We start from the raw sequence: 14,853 nt of genomic DNA on the forward strand, positions 1-14,853 counted from the left end.
TTGTGGCAAAAATGCTCCGCTCCGCCACATTGTGGCCGCCAAGGCTGCCTGTGGTTAGAGACTGCGGCCCATGGCCAGGTATTTTTCGCGGCGCTGCTCGCGGAAATCGGTGTTGGCGCCGGCAAAGTCCTTCATCGTTCTGGCGATCAGGTCTCCGGTCGCGCCGATCACGGTTTCGGCGCCGCGATGCGCGCCGCCAAGCGGCTCGGGGATGATGGCGTCGATGATCTTCAGCTCCAGAAGGTCCTGCGCGGTGATCTTCATGTTGGTTGCCGCATCCTTCGATCGCGTCGTGTCGCGCCACAGGATAGAGGCGGCGCCTTCCGGCGAAATCACCGAATAGATGGCGTGTTCGAGCATGTAGACGCGGTTGGCGGTGGCGATGGCAATGGCTCCGCCCGAACCACCTTCGCCGATGACCACCGAGATCGACGGTACTTTCAGGCCGAGGCAGGTCGAGGTTGAACGGGCGATAGCCTCCGCCTGGCCGCGCTCTTCAGCGTTGACACCGGGATAGGCGCCGGCCGTGTCGACCAGCGTCAGCAGCGGGATCTTGAAGCGGTCGGCCAGTTCCATCAGCCGTACCGCCTTGCGGTAGCCCTCCGGGCGAACCGAGCCGAAATTGTGCTTCAGGCGGCTGGCTGTGTCGGAACCTTTTTCCTGGCCGATGATGGCAATGGGTTCGCCGCGGAAACGGGCGAAACCTCCGACGATCGCCTGGTCCTCGCCGAAATTGCGGTCGCCGGCCAGCGGCGTGAAATCGGTGAACAGGCCCTTGATGTAGTCGACGCAATGCGGCCTGTCGGGATGGCGCGCCACCTGCACCTTCTGCCACGGCGTCAGCGCCTTGTAGGCGTCGCGCAGCGCGTCGCGGGAACGCTTCTCGAGACGGCTGATCTCGTCGCCGACATCGACCGCCTCGCCGTTCTCGGCAAGCTTCTTCAGCTCGAGGATCTTGCCCTCGAGGTCCTGCACCGGCTTTTCGAAATCGAGGTAGTTGTACATGCGTGAGCGGACCGATACGTCGGAAGGCAATGGCTGACGGAACCCTTGAATCCAAGGCTCCGGGCGGTGAAATGTCGTCCTCACATAGCGATATGAGGCCTAGTCGGCAAGCGGATGATGATCGTTGACCAACCGCACCAGCCGCTCTTCCAGCACATGGGTGTAAATCTGTGTCGTCGATATGTCGGCATGGCCAAGCAATTGCTGCACGGCCCGGAGATCGGCGCCGTTCTGCAGGAGATGGCTGGCGAAAGCATGGCGCAGCACGTGCGGCGAGATCTTCGCCGAGGCGATGCCGGCCCTTGCCGCCAGCCCTTTCAGGTCACGCGCGAAGACCTGGCGCGAGAGATAGCCGCTGTCGGAGGCGGCCGGAAACAGGAACGGACTGTCGGCGAAGGCTGGCACCTTGGCGCGGGCGGCAAGCCAGCTCTTCATCGCCGTGCGCGCCTTGGCGGAGAGCGGCACCATGCGCTCCTTGTCGCCCTTGCCGCGCACCATGAAGAAACGGTCGTCGCGCTGCGCCACCGTCACCGGCAGGCCGACCAGCTCGGAAACGCGCAGGCCGGTGGCGTAAAGCACCTCGACCAGCGCATGCAGGCGCAGTGACGCCAGGCTGTCCCCATCGCCCGACGAGACATCGCCGGCTTCAAGTGCCGCTCGGTCGATCAGCCGGCCGGTGTCGGCCTCGCTCATTGTCTTGGGCAGCGGGCGGCCCTTTCTCGGACTGTCCAGCGTGCCGGTCGGGTCATCGCCGCGCAGGCCTTCGGCGTAGAGGAATTTGAAGAACTGGCGGATCGCCGACAGTTTGCGCGCCTGCGAGGTGGCTGCAAAGCCGCGGGCGGCAATGTCGTCGAGATAGGCGCGGATATCGGCGGCGGCGGCAGTGGCCAGCCCGCCATCGATCGCGCCAGAAGCGTCTTCGAGGTCGCGGCGGTAGGAGGAAAGTGTATTTTCGGCCGCGCCCCGCTCGGCGCTCATCATTTCCAGAAAGGCTTCGATGCGGGCGGCGCTGTTCATTCAATTTTCTTCGGGTTCAGCTTTTCTTGGGGTTCAGCTTTTCCGGAGGGATGCGCACGCTCATTTCCCCCTTCTTTGGCTCGACGAACATCACCAGTGCGAACATCGTACCATAGGCAATGCCAGCCAGAATCGCTGTTACCACGACAAAGCGAAACAGTGTCGGCATCAATTTTCGCCCGTCTTCTTGTTCTGCGTTTCCAAACCCTGTCCCCTTATGGGACGCCAATCCGGCCAATTCAAGGAAGAAGCTGGGGCCTGTTAGCAACTTCTCGTGCAGACCCTGCCGGTCCATATCGGGTTCAAGGCACTTGCCACGCTTGACGCAAACGGGCTTTTCATGTCGATACGCCGGCAAAGAGGGCCTTCGAAACATCCGATGAACGCGCTGCCAGCAAATCCTCCAGACGAGACCCACGCCGCGTTGCTTGGCCGGCTGGGCAGCCGTTCCGTCGTCTTCGTCGGACTGATGGGCGCTGGCAAGACGGCGATCGGCCGCAAGGTGGCAACGATGCTGGCGCTGCCCTTCATCGACAGCGACCAGGAGATCGAAAGCGTCTCGCGCATGACCGTTCCGGAGCTGTTCGAGCGCTATGGCGAGACCGAATTCCGGGCGCTGGAGCAGCGCGTCATCCTGCGCGTGCTGGAAAACGGCCCGCAGGTGCTGTCGACCGGCGGCGGCGCCTTCATGAATGCGCAGACGCGCGAGGCGATTGCAGCGCAGGGCGTGTCGGTATGGCTGAAGGCCGAGCTCGATCTTCTGATGGACCGCGTCTCCAAGAAGCAGAACCGGCCATTGTTGAAAAGTGCCGATCCGCGCGCCGTGCTGGAGCGACTGATGGGCGAGCGCTATCCGGTCTACGCGACATCGGACGTCACCGTGCCGACCCGCGACGACCGCAAGGAAGTCATCGCGACCGAGGTGGTGGACGCGCTGTGCCGGCATTTCGGCATCGATGAGACGACGGCGGCGGGCGAGGTGGAATCGTGAGCATCGATGCACCCGTTGCCGTCGAAGTCGGCCTTGGCGACCGGACCTATGACATTCTGATCGGCTCGGGGTTGTTGGCCCGCGCGGGCGCCGAGATTGCGCGCCGGCTGCCGGGCACGCGCGCTGCGGTTATCACCGATGCCAATGTCGCGGCAGCGCATCTCGCTGCCCTTCAGGCCAGCCTCGAAACAGGTGGCATCCAGACCGCCGTGATCACGTTGCCGCCCGGCGAGAAGACCAAGAGTTTTGCCCATCTCGAGGAAGTGGTCGACGGTGTTCTGGCTGCGAAACTGGAGCGAGGCGACATCGTCATCGCCTTCGGCGGCGGCGTTATTGGCGACCTTGCGGGCTTTGCCGCCGGCATCGTGCGGCGCGGCATGAATTTCGTGCAGATCCCGACCTCGCTGCTGGCGCAGGTCGATTCCTCGGTCGGCGGGAAGACCGGCATCAACAGCCCACGCGGCAAGAACCTTGTCGGCGTCTTCCATCAGCCGAAACTGGTGCTGGCCGACACCGGCGTGCTCGACACGCTGCCGATCCGGGAATTCCGCGCCGGCTATGCCGAACTCGCCAAATACGGGCTCATTGACCGGCCGGAATTTTTCGCCTGGCTGGAAAAGAATTGGGTCCAGGTTTTTGCCGGCGGGCCGGAGAGGGCGCAGGCGATTGCCGAAGCCTGCCGCGCCAAGGCCAACGTGGTTGCGCGCGACGAGTTCGAGACCGGCGACCGCGCGCTGCTCAATCTCGGCCACACATTCGGCCACGCGCTGGAAGCTGCCACCCAGTATGACGGCGCCCGCCTCGTCCATGGCGAGGGCGTCGCCATCGGCATGGCGCTGGCCTACCGGTTCTCGTCACGGCTCAATCTGGCCAGCCCCGACGATGCCGCGCGCATCGAGTCGCATCTGCGCGCCGTCGGCCTGCCCTGGCGGATAGCCGACATCCCGGGCGAATTGCCTGACGCCGAGGCTCTGCTTGCCTTCATCACCCAGGACAAGAAGGTGTCACGCGGCGCGCTGACCTTCATCCTGACGCGCGGCATCGGCCAGGCTTTCATTGCCAAGGATGTTCCGGCATCGGAAGTGCTGTCGTTCCTCAGGGAGAATCACCCAAAGGAAAGCGACCGGAGATGAACGAGCCCGGCTGGATCGTCGTCGCCGTCCTTGCCATCCTCATCGCGCTGCTCGTTGCCGTGCGCACGCGCCTGCTAGCCATGTTCGGATACGAGCTTTCGCGCATCGAGCCGCAGCGTTCCAGCCAGGACGAATTGCGCGGCGCGGTCGACGATTTCCGCCGCGACGGCCAGGTGGTGCGCGAGGATCGCGACCGCGTCGGCGGGCTGTTCGATCTCGCCGAGTTGGAAGTCTCCGACGTCATGGTCCACCGCACCAACATGCGCTCGGTCAATGCCGACAATGCGCCGGAAGCTGTGGTGCGCGAGATTTTGCAAAGCCCGCACACCCGCATGCCGCTGTGGAAAGGCTCGCTCGACAACATCGTCGGCGTGCTGCATGCAAAGGATCTGCTGCGCGCCTTGAACGAAGTCGGCAACGATTTCTCCCGGATCGACGTGATGAAGATCGCCTCGAAACCCTGGTTCGTGCCCGACACCACGACCTTGCAGGAACAGCTCAACGCCTTCCTGCGCCGCAAGGCGCATTTCGCCGTCGTGGTCGACGAATATGGCGAGGTCGAAGGGCTGGTGACGCTGGAGGACATTATCGAGGAGATCGTCGGCGAGATCGCCGACGAGCATGATGTCGACATACAGGGCGTCAAGCAGGAGGCCGACGGCTCCGTCGTCGTCGACGGCACGGTGCCCATCCGTGACCTCAACCGGGCTCTCGACTGGAACCTGCCGGATGAGGAGGCCACCACCATTGCCGGCCTCGTCATCCACGAGACGCAATCGATCCCCGAGGAGAAGCAGGCTTTTACGTTCCACGGCAAGCGCTTCGTCGTCATGAAACGCGACAAGAACCGGATCGCAAGGCTGAGGATCAGGCCAGCCGGCGACACCTGATACGCGCAGGGAGGCCGGGGCACGTCATCCGGCGATCTGGCTGGTCGAGCGTTCGTGGATCGTCGCGCCGGTCTCGGCATCCATGGCGGCCAGGCTGACTTCATAGCCCCAAAGCCTGCGAATGTGACGAAGCGTGGCGTCGCGGCTGGCATCCTCGAGAAGGATGCCGTCATTGACCTTGTGCTGCAGCCGCAAATGGCGGTCGCCGAGCAGATCGACATCCACCACCTGAATGTCCGGCCGGTTCGCGCCGAGATCGTAACTGTTGGCGAGCGCGTCGCGTATCTTGCGGTAGCCGCGCTCGTCGTGGATCGAGGTGACCTGACAATGCGGTTGGTCGGCAGCGTCGCCGAGCACAAAAAACCGCCATTTCCGGATCATGGCCGGACTGAGGTACTGGCGGATAAACGATTCGTCGCGATGATCGGCCCAGGCGTCAAGCAGGACCTCGCGCCAGTTGCCCTGGCCGGCGATGTCGGGAAACCAATCGCGGTCCTCGGCCGTGGGTTTGGTCGAGATGCGCTGAATGTCCTGCATCATGTCGAGGCCGAGAGCATAGGGGTTGATGCCTGAAAAGCGCTGATCGTCGAAGGCCGGCTGGAAGATCACGTTGGAATGATTGCGCAGGATTTCGAGCATGGCGCCTTCGCTGATCTGGCCGCGGTCGAACAGCATGTTCATCAGCGTATAGTGCACGAAAGTGGCGCAGCCCTCGTTCATCACCTGTGTTTGCCGTTGCGGGTAAAAATATTGCGCGATGACACGAACGATCCTGATGATCTCACGCTGCCAGGGCTCCAGGACCGGGCTGTTCTTTTCCAGGAAATAGAGCAGGTTTTCCTCAGGCAGGTTTAGCGATTTCTTCCGCTCCGGGTCTTGGCCCTTTTCGTTGGTCGCTTGCTGGGAAGGCGGCAGCGTACGCCACAAGTCGTTGTAGGAGCGCTCCTCGTATTCGAGACGCTCGCGAATTCCTTCGCGCTGCCGTTCGGACGACAGCCTCGGCGGCCGGTGATAGCGAAACACGCCCTGATCCATCAGCGCGTGAGCGGAATCGAGAACAGCCTCGACGGCGGCGAGGCCGTGCCGCTCCTCGCAACGGACTATGTAGCCCTTGGCGAAGTCCAGGTAGCCGAGGATAGCACCCGCATCCGTCCACTGTTTGAACAGCTGATTGTTCTTGAAGAAATGATTGTGCCCGAGCGCTGCATGGGCCGTCACCAAGGCCTGTAGGGCCATGGTGTTTTCCTCCATCAGATAGACGATGCAGGGATTGGAATTGATGACCAGTTCATAGGCAAGCCCTCGCCCGCCTTTGCGATAGAGCAGATCCTGGTGGAGGAAATGTTTGCCGAAAGACCAGTGACGGTACATCAGTGGCATGCCGATGGACGAATAGGCGTCGAGCATTTGTTGCGACGAGATGATCTCCATCTGAACGGGATAGGTGTCCAGATGAAGCTCTTCGACCGCAAGTGCCTCGATCGCGTCATAGGCCCGCGACAATGTTTTGAAATCCCAGTCTGACCCTGAGAAAAGCAGGCTGGATTTGCTCGCTTGTCTGGCCATCGGGAACCCTCACGCTCTCTTGAGGGAGGCCGGCTGCCTGCCGAAGAGCTGGCGAAAGACCGGGTATATATCGGCGGGTGTGGCGATGCGGCTCATCTGGAAGTTCGGCCATTTCTGGTCGATGGCGTTATAGGCACGCCACAGCGACGTCCCGTTTTCGGTCGAGCCGAAAATATGGGCTTCACGCTCGTCGATGATCTCGACATAGGCAAAATATTGGCACAGCCGCATGAGCTCGCCGTTGAGAAGCGAAATGCATCGCTCCGAATCGCCGGCGAAATTGTCGCCGTCCGAGGCTTGGGCGGCATAGATGTTCCAGTCGTGGGCCGGGTAGCGGCTGGCGATAATACGGTGCATTTCCTCCAGCGCGGTGGAAACGACAGTGCCGCCGCTTTGGGTGTTGTAGAAAAATGTTTCCTCGTCGACCTCCTGAGCCAGGTGCGTGTGGCGGATGAAGACAATCTCGATGCGGTCGTAGCGTCGTTTCAAGAACAGGTGCAGCAGCACGAAGAAGCGCTTGGCCAGATCCTTCTCGCGCTCGCCCATGGACCCGGACACGTCCATCAGACAGAACATGACGGCATTGGCGTTCGGCACCGGCCGGGAATCGAAGCGGTTGAAGCGGATGTCGACCGGATCGACATAGGCAATCCGGCGGCGGCGTCGTTCCAGCCGGTCAAGCTCTTCGCGCAATGCCGCGATACGCTGGCGCGCGTCGACGCTGGATGGCGCCGACTCGAGCGAGGCGATTTCCTCGAGGATCGCATCCAGTTCGACCTGCTTGGGGCGCCTCAGCGCAATGCGGCGGCCGTGGCTGTTGCGCATCGTGCGGCCGACATTGATGTTGGTCGGCGAACCGGTGGCGGCGAAGCCAGCCCTGCGCGGCTTGAAGGCAAGGATCTCTTTGAGGTTGAGCTTGACCATGTCCGGGAGCTCGAGATCCTCGAAGAACAGATCGAGCACTTCCTCGCGCGACAGTACGAAACGAAAGTCGTCCTCGGATGCCTTGTTTCCCGGGGACGATGCTCCCCCGCCGCCTCCGCCGGGCTTGGGGATCAGGTCTCCAGCGGAGAAATGCCTGTTGCCCGGCAAGATGTGCTGGCGCTTGCCGCTGTCGCGGGCGTTGTTGAAGCTCGGCTCGCTTGTGCCTCTTTCGGGCATGCGCACGGCGTGCTCGGAATCCGCGTCGGCAATCCTGCCGGTGCGGATCTGGTCGCGTATGCTCCGCTTCAATTCCTCGCGCGCGCGTCGGAGGAAGCGCTGGCGATTGCCGAGACTCTTGTCTTTCGGGTTCAGGCGGCGGTCGATGAAGATCGGCATGGCCATCCGGGTTCTCTAACCCGCCCTGTTCACCCGCATGTACCAGTCCACAAGGCGACGAACCTGCCGCTCGGTGTAGCCGCGCTCGACCATCCGCTGCACGAATTCATTGTGCCGCTTTTCCGTGACGCTGTCCTGCTTGGAGCCGAAACTGATCACCGGCAGGAGGTCCTCGACCTGGCCGAACATGCGTTTCTCGATGACTTCCCGCAGCTTTTCGTAACTTGTCCACGCCGGGTTGCGGCCATGGTTTCTTGCACGGGCGCGCAGCGTGAATTTCACCACCTCGTTGCGGAAGTCCTTGGGATTGGCGATGCCGGCCGGTTTTTCGACCTGCGAAAGCTCGTTGTCCAAAACTTCGCGGTTGAGGATCTGGCCGGTGTCAGGATCCTTGTAGTCCTGGTCTTCGATCCAGGCGTCGGCGTAGGCGATGTAGCGGTCGAAAAGGTTCTGGCCGTACTCGCTGTACGATTCCAGATAGGCTTTCTGGATCTCATGGCCGATGAATTCGGCATACCGCGCGGCCAGCTCGGACTTGATGAACTCCAGATAGGCGGCTTCCGTCTCCTTCGGAAACTGTTCGCGCTTGATTGCCTCCTCCAGGATGTACATGAGATGCACGGGGTCGGCGGCCACCTCTTCGGTGTCATAGTTGAAGGTCTGCGACAGGATCTTGAAGGCAAAGCGCGTGCTGACGCCTGCCATGCCCTCGTCGACGCCAGCGGCATCCCGATATTCCTGAACCGACTTGGCCTTGGGGTCGACTTCCTTGAGGTTCTCGCCATCATAGGCGCGCATCTTGGTGTAGAGCGGCGAATTGTCGTGCTCGGCCAAGCGGGTCGAGACGGTAAACCGGCTGAGGATGTCCAGCACCTCTGGAGCGCAGGGACTGGCGGCCAATTCGCTCTCCCGCAGCAGCTTCTCGTAGATATGTCGCTCTTCGGTTATCCGCAGGCAATACGGCACCTTGACCACGAGGATGCGATCGAGAAAAGCCTCATTGTTCTTGTTGTTCTTGAACTGCAGCCATTCCGACTCGTTGGAATGGGCCACGATGATCCCCTGGTAGGGAAAGGCGCCGAAATTTTCGGTGCCGTTGTAGCTGCCTTCCTGGGTGGCGGTCAGCAGCGGATGCAGGACCTTGATCGGCGCCTTGAACATTTCGACGAATTCAAGCAGGCCCTGGGTGGTCCGGTTCAGTCCGCCGCTATAGGAATAGGCGTCCGGATCGGATTGGCTGAAGTTTTCCAATTGCCGGATGTCCACCTTGCCAACCAGGGCCGAAACGTCCTGATTGTTCTCGTCGCCGGGCTCGGTCTTGGCGATGCCGATCTGGCGCAGTCGCGAAGGCATCAGCTTGACGACGCTGAACTTGGAAATGTCGCCGGAGAGTTCATCGAGGCGCTTGGCCGCCCATGGCGAAATGAGCCCATTCAACCGGCGTCGGGCAATGCCGTATTTTTCCTCCAGCAGGTCGCCCATGCGATCAGGATGGAAAAGACCAAGCGGCGATTCGAAAACCGGGCTGACCTGGTTGCCGACCTTCAGCGTGTAGATCGGGCGCTGCTCCATCAACTTCTTCAGCCGCTCGGCAAGGGAGGATTTGCCGCCGCCGACCGGGCCGAGCAAATAGAGGATTTGCTTGCGCTCCTCGAGCCCCTGCGACGCATAGCGAAAATAGCCGGCGATGCGCTCGATTGTGTCCTCCATGCCATAGAAATCGGCAAAGGAGGGGTACACTTTCAGGGTCCGGTTGGAGAAAATGCGGCCGAGCCGCTCATCCTTGCTGGTGTCGACCAGGTTCGGCTCGCCGATCGCCTCGACCATCCGTTCAGGCGCCGAGGCATACATCGACTTGTCCTCGCGGCAGGCAAGGAGATACTGCTGGATGCTGATCTCTTCCTGCGCCGCGTTGGTGTAAATTTCCGAAAACAGATCGAAGACGTCAGACTGGTTCTCTCGCATGATGCTTTTGCCCTCGGAGCCGCTGTGGCTTCCATTCGGCTCACCTCGCATTCAACTGTCGGGGGGTGCCGTTTGTTCCCTTCATGTGAAGAGGTGGCTGCGATCATAAGGATTTGAGGCCACTCCGGGATCAAGGCGCTCGGTGCGGAGCGGCATTCAGCGCGGGTAGCGGGTGTGTTGCGAATCTTCGACTGGACGGCTGGGGCCGCCGCGTGCAGTCTTGCCTCCTCAGGAGACAGTGATGATCGATCGACGAAGCCTGATCATGGCCTCGGTGGCGGCGATGCTGCCGTTGGAAGCATCGGCCGCGTCGGAAACACGCCGACCCAGGCCAAAAACCTTAGACTACGGGCCGGCCAAGCTCGACATCTATGCGCCCGATGGTGCAACGGGCCTGCCGGTCGTGTTTTTCGTTCATGGCGGCACCTGGCAGTTTGGCAAACGCAGTCAGGTCGACGCCAAACCGGCCTTCCTGCTCGCCAACGGCTTCTGCTTCGTCTCCATCGATTACCGCATGTTGCCGCAGGCCGATGTCGCCACCCAGGCCGGTGACGTCGAAAAGGCCTACGCCTACATCAGGGCCAACATCGCCCGGCATGGCGGCGATCCCAACCGCATCGTCGGCATGGGCCATTCGGCCGGCTGCCATCTGATTGCGCTGACCGGCATGCGCGGCGAGTTGCCCGGCATAGCTGCGCTCATTCTCGACGACACCAGGGCCTATGATCTTGCAGCACTTGCCAAGAAGGGCGGCATGGTGCGGGCCTATGCCCGCGTCTTTTCCGATCCCGCGCAATGGGCGGCACTGTCGCCGGCCAGCCATGTCGACGGCCGCAGGCACCCGCGGACTTTCATTGCCTATTCGCGCGCCCCTGGCCGCGGCGAGGACTCCAAGGCCTTTGCCGAGCGCCTGCGCGCGACGGGCACCAAGGTTACGCTGTTCGACGGCAGCGCCTACACGCATATGTCGATCAATCGCAATTTCGGCGAGGACGGCGACGCGCTGACCGCGGCCGCGCTGGCATTCCTAAAATCGACGGTTGGCTGATCTTTACGGCACTGGATCAGATCAAAAGTGGCGGCGGGACATTGCTGTGCGGGCGCGCCCGGGTGCAAGTGCTCTTCGATCGTGAGCGGGAGGGAATTGCATGAACGGTGCCGATGTCCTGTGTGACGTGCTTCTGGCCAACGATGTGACGGTCTGCTTCGCCAATCCCGGCACCTCCGAAATGCACTTCGTTGCAGCACTTGACCGCAAGCCGCAGATGCGTTGCGTGCTCGGGCTGTTCGAGGGGGTGGTGACCGGGGCCGCCGATGGCTATGCGCGGATGACCGATCGGCCTGCCGCGACGCTGCTGCATACCGGTCCCGGCCTGGCCAACGGTCTCGCCAACATGCACAATGCCCGGCGTGCCTTCAGCCCGATGATCAACATCGTCGGCGACCACGCCTCTTACCATCTGCCGCTCGATGCCCCGCTCACCAGCGATATCGAAAGCCTTGCGGCGCCGATGTCCAACTGGGTCGGCCGCGTCAAGGGCCCGGCCGATATCGCGCTGGCAGCTGAAGCAGCCTTTCGCGCCTCGCTGACACCACCCGGCGTCGCGACGATGATCCTGCCGGCGGATGCCGCCTGGGGCGAAGTCGACGCGGTTTCGGTCGGCAAGGTGAAGCTGGTGCCAGCGCCGGCGGTGGATATGGATGCCGTGCGCAAGATCGCCGCGGCGATCCGTGCCGCTCCGGGCCGGGCCGGAATGATCGTTCGCGGAAAGGCCGCACGCGCCGATGCGCTCGCCATCGCCGGGCAAATCTCGACGGGCAGCGACGTCCGGCTGTTCGGCGAGGTTCTGATCGCACGGATGCAACGCGGGCGCGGGCGTGTCGCGCCGACCCGCATTCCCTATCCGGTCGACGCGGCGATGGCTGTGCTCAGGGATGTCGATGTTCTGATCCTGGTCGGCGCGAAGGAGCCGGTTGCCTTCTTCGCCTATCCGGGAAAACCGGGACGGCTCGTTCGGGAAGGCTGCGAGGTGCTGACACTGGCCGCCCATGGCGACGATCTGCATGCGGCGCTGGAGGCGCTTCGCGACGAACTTGGCATCAAGCCGCCGCAACGACAGGTGCTCGCGGCCGCTTTTCCCGACGAGGCAACGCCGAGCGGCAAGCTGACGGAAGATGCGATCGCGCTGTCGGTGGCGCGCAAACTGCCGGCCGATGCGATCATTTGCGATGAAGCGGTCACCTCGGCCAGGCGTTTCTTCGCGCTGTCGGCCTTTGCAGCGCCGCACGACTACATGATGGGCACGGGCGGATCGGTCGGCGGCGGCATCCCGATGGCGACCGGGGCTGCAATCGCCTGTCCGGACCGCAAGGTGATCAATCTCGAAGCCGACGGCAGCGGCATGTACACGGTGCAAGGATTGTGGACGCAGGCGCGGGAAAAGCTCGACGTGGTGACGATCGTGTTTTCCAACCGCACCTATGCGATCCTGCACGGCGAGATGAAGAATGTAGGCGTCGGCGCCATCGGCGAGAACGCCAGGCGCATGCTCGACCTCGACCATCCGTCACTGGACTGGGTGTCGCTGGCCAACGGCATGGGCGTGGAGGCCGGCTCGCGCCGATACGTGCGAGCGCTTCGAGGCGCTGCTGGACAGCGCGCTGTCACGGCGCGGGCCGTTCCTCATCGAAGCGGTGCTCTGAGCGCGGCGAAACACGATCGGCGGAACCGAGCTACCAGCGGGTCTTTTCGCCGGGAGCCGCCGGTTCGATCGCCAGCGCGTGCACGCCGGCCTTCAATTCGTCGGCAAGCAGTTCATTGACGGCGCGGTGACGATCGATGCGGCTCATGCCGGCAAAGGCGGAAGCGACGACGCGGACGCGAAAATGCGTCTCGCCGGTGCCGTCGTAAGTGCCGTGATGGTCGGAGCCGTGATGGTGGTGGCCGGCATGGAGATGGCTCTCGTTGATGATAACCAGCCTGTCCGGCGAAAATGCCTTATTGAGCTTGTCTTCCATGGTCGCCTGTATGGACATCGCCATCTCCCTTCACCAAATATCGCTGGCGTCTCGGCCTGGAAACCGAAAATCGGTTTCGCGAGGGGCCGCCGCCGTGCAACAAAATTCGCCATTCGCCTGCTTTATGCCGCGATTCAGCGGTTAGGGCGATGATCGCGAAAATGTCAATTCTTGTTTCGCATCTGCGAACGCCCCATAAATGGGTAAGATGAAGCCGTACCCCAAATATTTCGAGAAGATTCGCGTCCGCCCCGACAAGGACGCGGAGCTGAAGTCGCACTCGCCGATCTGCCAGTGGGACGGCTGCAAGGAAGCGGGCACCCATCGTGCGCCGGTCGGGCGCATGAAGGAGGGCGAGTATTTCCATTTCTGCTTCGATCATGTGCGCGAGTACAACAAGGGCTTCAACTACTTTTCCGGCGTGCCGGACACCGAGGTCGCGCGCTTCCAGAAGGAAGCCATGACCGGGCACCGGCCGACCTGGAAGATGGGCGCCAACGGGGCCTCGACGCGGTCGTCGCCCGATATGGCCCAGATGCGTTCCGGCCGGGCCGGCTATTATAACCGCATGCGCGACCCGTTCGACCTGTTCAAGGGACCGAAGGATCCGCGCGAGGCGCGCGAGCGCAAGGCCAAGCCGCTTGAGGCCAAGGCGCTGGAAACTCTTGGCCTTGATACAAAGGCGACTGGCAAGGAGATCAAGGCGCGCTATAAGGAACTGGTGAAACAGCACCATCCGGATGCGAATGGTGGCGACAGAGGTTCGGAAGACCGGTTCCGCGATGTGCTGCAGGCCTATCGCGTGCTCAAACAGGCGGGCCTGTGCTGAGCGGCCATACGGTTCGTGTCGTTTTCCAACTTTCATAAGGTTGGAAAAGGCTCTAAGACCGCCCCCGGACAAAATCGATTGCCGGCGAAATCAGACGTTTCGCCCGTGGAGACGTTGAGAGATATGAACAAGGTCGATCGTGACATCGCCAACCTGCCCGACACGACGGTGTCGGTGAAGGAGAAATTCGGCTTCGAGTCCAAGATGGTGGTGCCGGCCTATTCGGTGACATCGGAGCATGTGCCCGACATAGACCCGGACTATCTCTTCGACAAGAACACGACGATGGCGATCCTTGCGGGCTTTGCCTACAACCGCCGCGTCATGGTGTCGGGCTATCACGGCACCGGCAAGTCGACCCATATCGAACAGGTTGCCGCCCGCCTTAACTGGCCCTGCGTGCGCGTCAACCTCGACAGCCATGTCAGCCGTATCGATCTCGTCGGCAAGGACGCGATCGTGGTCAAGGACGGCCTGCAGATCACCGAATTCCGCGACGGCATCCTGCCCTGGGCCTACCAGCACAATGTCGCGCTGTGCTTCGACGAGTACGACGCCGGCCGTCCGGATGTGATGTTCGTCATCCAGCGCGTGCTGGAATCGTCGGGCCGGCTGACGCTGCTCGACCAGAGCCGGGTCATCCGCCCGCATCCGGCCTTCCGGTTGTTCTCGACCGCCAACACGGTCGGCCTCGGCGACACCACTGGCCTCTATCACGGCACCCAGCAGATCAACCAGGCGCAGATGGACCGCTGGTCGATCGTCACCACGCTGAACTATTTGCCGCACGACAACGAAGTCGCCATCGTGCTGGCCAAGGCCAAGCACTATCGCGACAGCAAGGGCAAGGACATCGTCAACAAGATGGTGCGCGTCGCCGACATGACGCGTTCGGCCTTCATCAACGGCGATCTGTCGACCGTGATGAGCCCGCGCACCGTGATCACCTGGGCCGAGAATGCCGAGATATTCGGCAATATCGGCATGGCGTTCCGGCTGACCTTCCTCAACAAGTGCGATGAACTGGAACGCTCGGTGGTGGCCGAGTTCTACCAGCGCGCCTTTGGCGAGGATCTGCCCGAGAGCGCCGCCAACGTGGTGCTGGGCTAAGCAGAGTCT

Annotated in this window: 13 protein-coding genes and 1 pseudogene; 7 read left to right on the top strand and 7 right to left on the bottom strand. The window is 62.3% G+C overall.

Annotated features, from left to right (window positions below; all coding sequences use genetic code 11):
• Positions 1-54: 54 nt before the first annotated feature.
• The 3 genes from EOA13_RS22650 to EOA13_RS22660 form a co-directional block, all read right to left on the bottom strand.
• Positions 55-1,005, bottom strand: coding sequence for an acetyl-CoA carboxylase carboxyltransferase subunit alpha (locus EOA13_RS22650; RefSeq protein ID WP_023811063.1), 951 nt, complete (start codon positions 1,003-1,005; stop codon positions 55-57).
• 99 nt (positions 1,006-1,104) lie between these two features.
• On the bottom strand, positions 1,105-2,022 hold the full coding sequence (locus EOA13_RS22655) for a site-specific tyrosine recombinase XerD (RefSeq protein ID WP_127295954.1): 918 nt from the start codon (positions 2,020-2,022) through the stop codon (positions 1,105-1,107).
• A 16-nt stretch (positions 2,023-2,038) separates the two neighbouring features.
• The gene (locus EOA13_RS22660; RefSeq protein WP_013529356.1) at positions 2,039-2,191 is read right to left on the bottom strand and encodes a hypothetical protein; all 153 of its coding nucleotides are present in this window, start codon (positions 2,189-2,191) and stop codon (positions 2,039-2,041) included.
• A gap of 210 nt (positions 2,192-2,401) precedes the next feature.
• Between EOA13_RS22660 and EOA13_RS22665 the strand changes: the two genes are divergently transcribed.
• The 3 genes from EOA13_RS22665 to EOA13_RS22675 are packed head-to-tail and all read left to right on the top strand — an operon-like array spanning position 2,402 to position 5,036.
• A complete protein-coding gene (locus EOA13_RS22665) occupies positions 2,402-3,013 on the top strand; it encodes a shikimate kinase (RefSeq protein WP_023811065.1) in 612 nt (203 codons plus the stop codon).
• On the top strand, positions 3,010-4,146 hold the full coding sequence (gene aroB / locus EOA13_RS22670) for a 3-dehydroquinate synthase (RefSeq protein ID WP_127295955.1): 1,137 nt from the start codon (positions 3,010-3,012) through the stop codon (positions 4,144-4,146). The genes EOA13_RS22665 and aroB overlap by 4 nt, the downstream gene beginning before the upstream one ends.
• Entirely contained in the window at positions 4,143-5,036 is an 894-nt protein-coding gene (locus EOA13_RS22675; protein WP_127295956.1) for an HlyC/CorC family transporter, read from the top strand. The genes aroB and EOA13_RS22675 overlap by 4 nt, the downstream gene beginning before the upstream one ends.
• Before the next feature lie 24 nt (positions 5,037-5,060).
• Here EOA13_RS22675 and EOA13_RS22680 read toward each other — a convergent pair whose 3' ends face one another.
• Genes EOA13_RS22680 through EOA13_RS22690 form a run of 3 tightly spaced genes read right to left on the bottom strand, consistent with a single transcriptional unit; the run spans position 5,061 to position 9,887 of the window.
• Entirely contained in the window at positions 5,061-6,602 is a 1,542-nt protein-coding gene (locus tag EOA13_RS22680) for a SpoVR family protein (protein WP_127295957.1), read from the bottom strand.
• Positions 6,603-6,611: 9 nt separating this feature from the next.
• A complete protein-coding gene (locus EOA13_RS22685; RefSeq protein WP_127295998.1) occupies positions 6,612-7,922 on the bottom strand; it encodes a YeaH/YhbH family protein in 1,311 nt (436 codons plus the stop codon).
• A 15-nt stretch (positions 7,923-7,937) separates the two neighbouring features.
• On the bottom strand, positions 7,938-9,887 hold the full coding sequence (locus EOA13_RS22690; protein WP_127295958.1) for a PrkA family serine protein kinase: 1,950 nt from the start codon (positions 9,885-9,887) through the stop codon (positions 7,938-7,940).
• Positions 9,888-10,128: 241 nt separating this feature from the next.
• Between EOA13_RS22690 and EOA13_RS22695 the strand changes: the two genes are divergently transcribed.
• Positions 10,129-10,935, top strand: a complete 807-nt coding sequence (locus EOA13_RS22695) for an alpha/beta hydrolase (protein WP_127295959.1) — start codon at positions 10,129-10,131, stop codon at positions 10,933-10,935.
• A 100-nt stretch (positions 10,936-11,035) separates the two neighbouring features.
• Positions 11,036-12,590 (top strand): annotated as a pseudogene (locus tag EOA13_RS22700) (acetolactate synthase large subunit).
• A 30-nt stretch (positions 12,591-12,620) separates the two neighbouring features.
• Here EOA13_RS22700 and EOA13_RS22705 read toward each other — a convergent pair.
• On the bottom strand, positions 12,621-12,923 hold the full coding sequence (locus EOA13_RS22705; protein WP_013529365.1) for a BolA family transcriptional regulator: 303 nt from the start codon (positions 12,921-12,923) through the stop codon (positions 12,621-12,623).
• A gap of 181 nt (positions 12,924-13,104) precedes the next feature.
• Between EOA13_RS22705 and EOA13_RS22710 the strand changes: the two genes are divergently transcribed.
• Together EOA13_RS22710 and cobS are read left to right on the top strand one after the other, a co-directional pair.
• Positions 13,105-13,734 (top strand): J domain-containing protein, encoded by a 630-nt coding sequence (locus EOA13_RS22710; RefSeq protein WP_032909134.1) that lies wholly within the window; start codon positions 13,105-13,107, stop codon positions 13,732-13,734.
• Between the two features lie 123 nt (positions 13,735-13,857).
• On the top strand, positions 13,858-14,844 hold the full coding sequence (gene cobS / locus EOA13_RS22715) for a cobaltochelatase subunit CobS (protein WP_023811073.1): 987 nt from the start codon (positions 13,858-13,860) through the stop codon (positions 14,842-14,844).
• Positions 14,845-14,853 lie beyond the last annotated feature (9 nt).

This window comes from Mesorhizobium sp. M7A.F.Ca.US.011.01.1.1 (assembly GCF_003998295.1).
Taxonomy (GTDB): Bacteria; Pseudomonadota; Alphaproteobacteria; order Rhizobiales; family Rhizobiaceae; genus Mesorhizobium.

Bases quoted from the DNA above. Each gene is read 5' to 3' on its own strand.
- EOA13_RS22680 (WP_127295957.1), bottom strand. From the start codon at position 6,602: ATGGCCAGACAAGCGAGCAAATCCAGCCTGCTTTTCTCAGGGTCAGAC.
- EOA13_RS22660 (WP_013529356.1), bottom strand. From the start codon at position 2,191: ATGCCGACACTGTTTCGCTTTGTCGTGGTAACAGCGATTCTGGCTGGC.
- EOA13_RS22655 (WP_127295954.1), bottom strand. From the start codon at position 2,022: ATGAACAGCGCCGCCCGCATCGAAGCCTTTCTGGAAATGATGAGCGCC.
- EOA13_RS22690 (WP_127295958.1), bottom strand. From the start codon at position 9,887: ATGCGAGAGAACCAGTCTGACGTCTTCGATCTGTTTTCGGAAATTTAC.
- EOA13_RS22650 (WP_023811063.1), bottom strand. From the start codon at position 1,005: ATGTACAACTACCTCGATTTCGAAAAGCCGGTGCAGGACCTCGAGGGC.
- EOA13_RS22685 (WP_127295998.1), bottom strand. From the start codon at position 7,922: ATGCCGATCTTCATCGACCGCCGCCTGAACCCGAAAGACAAGAGTCTC.
- EOA13_RS22665 (WP_023811065.1), top strand. From the start codon at position 2,402: ATGAACGCGCTGCCAGCAAATCCTCCAGACGAGACCCACGCCGCGTTG.
- cobS (WP_023811073.1), top strand. From the start codon at position 13,858: ATGAACAAGGTCGATCGTGACATCGCCAACCTGCCCGACACGACGGTG.
- EOA13_RS22705 (WP_013529365.1), bottom strand. From the start codon at position 12,923: ATGTCCATACAGGCGACCATGGAAGACAAGCTCAATAAGGCATTTTCG.
- EOA13_RS22695 (WP_127295959.1), top strand. From the start codon at position 10,129: ATGATCGATCGACGAAGCCTGATCATGGCCTCGGTGGCGGCGATGCTG.
- EOA13_RS22675 (WP_127295956.1), top strand. From the start codon at position 4,143: ATGAACGAGCCCGGCTGGATCGTCGTCGCCGTCCTTGCCATCCTCATC.
- EOA13_RS22710 (WP_032909134.1), top strand. From the start codon at position 13,105: ATGGGTAAGATGAAGCCGTACCCCAAATATTTCGAGAAGATTCGCGTC.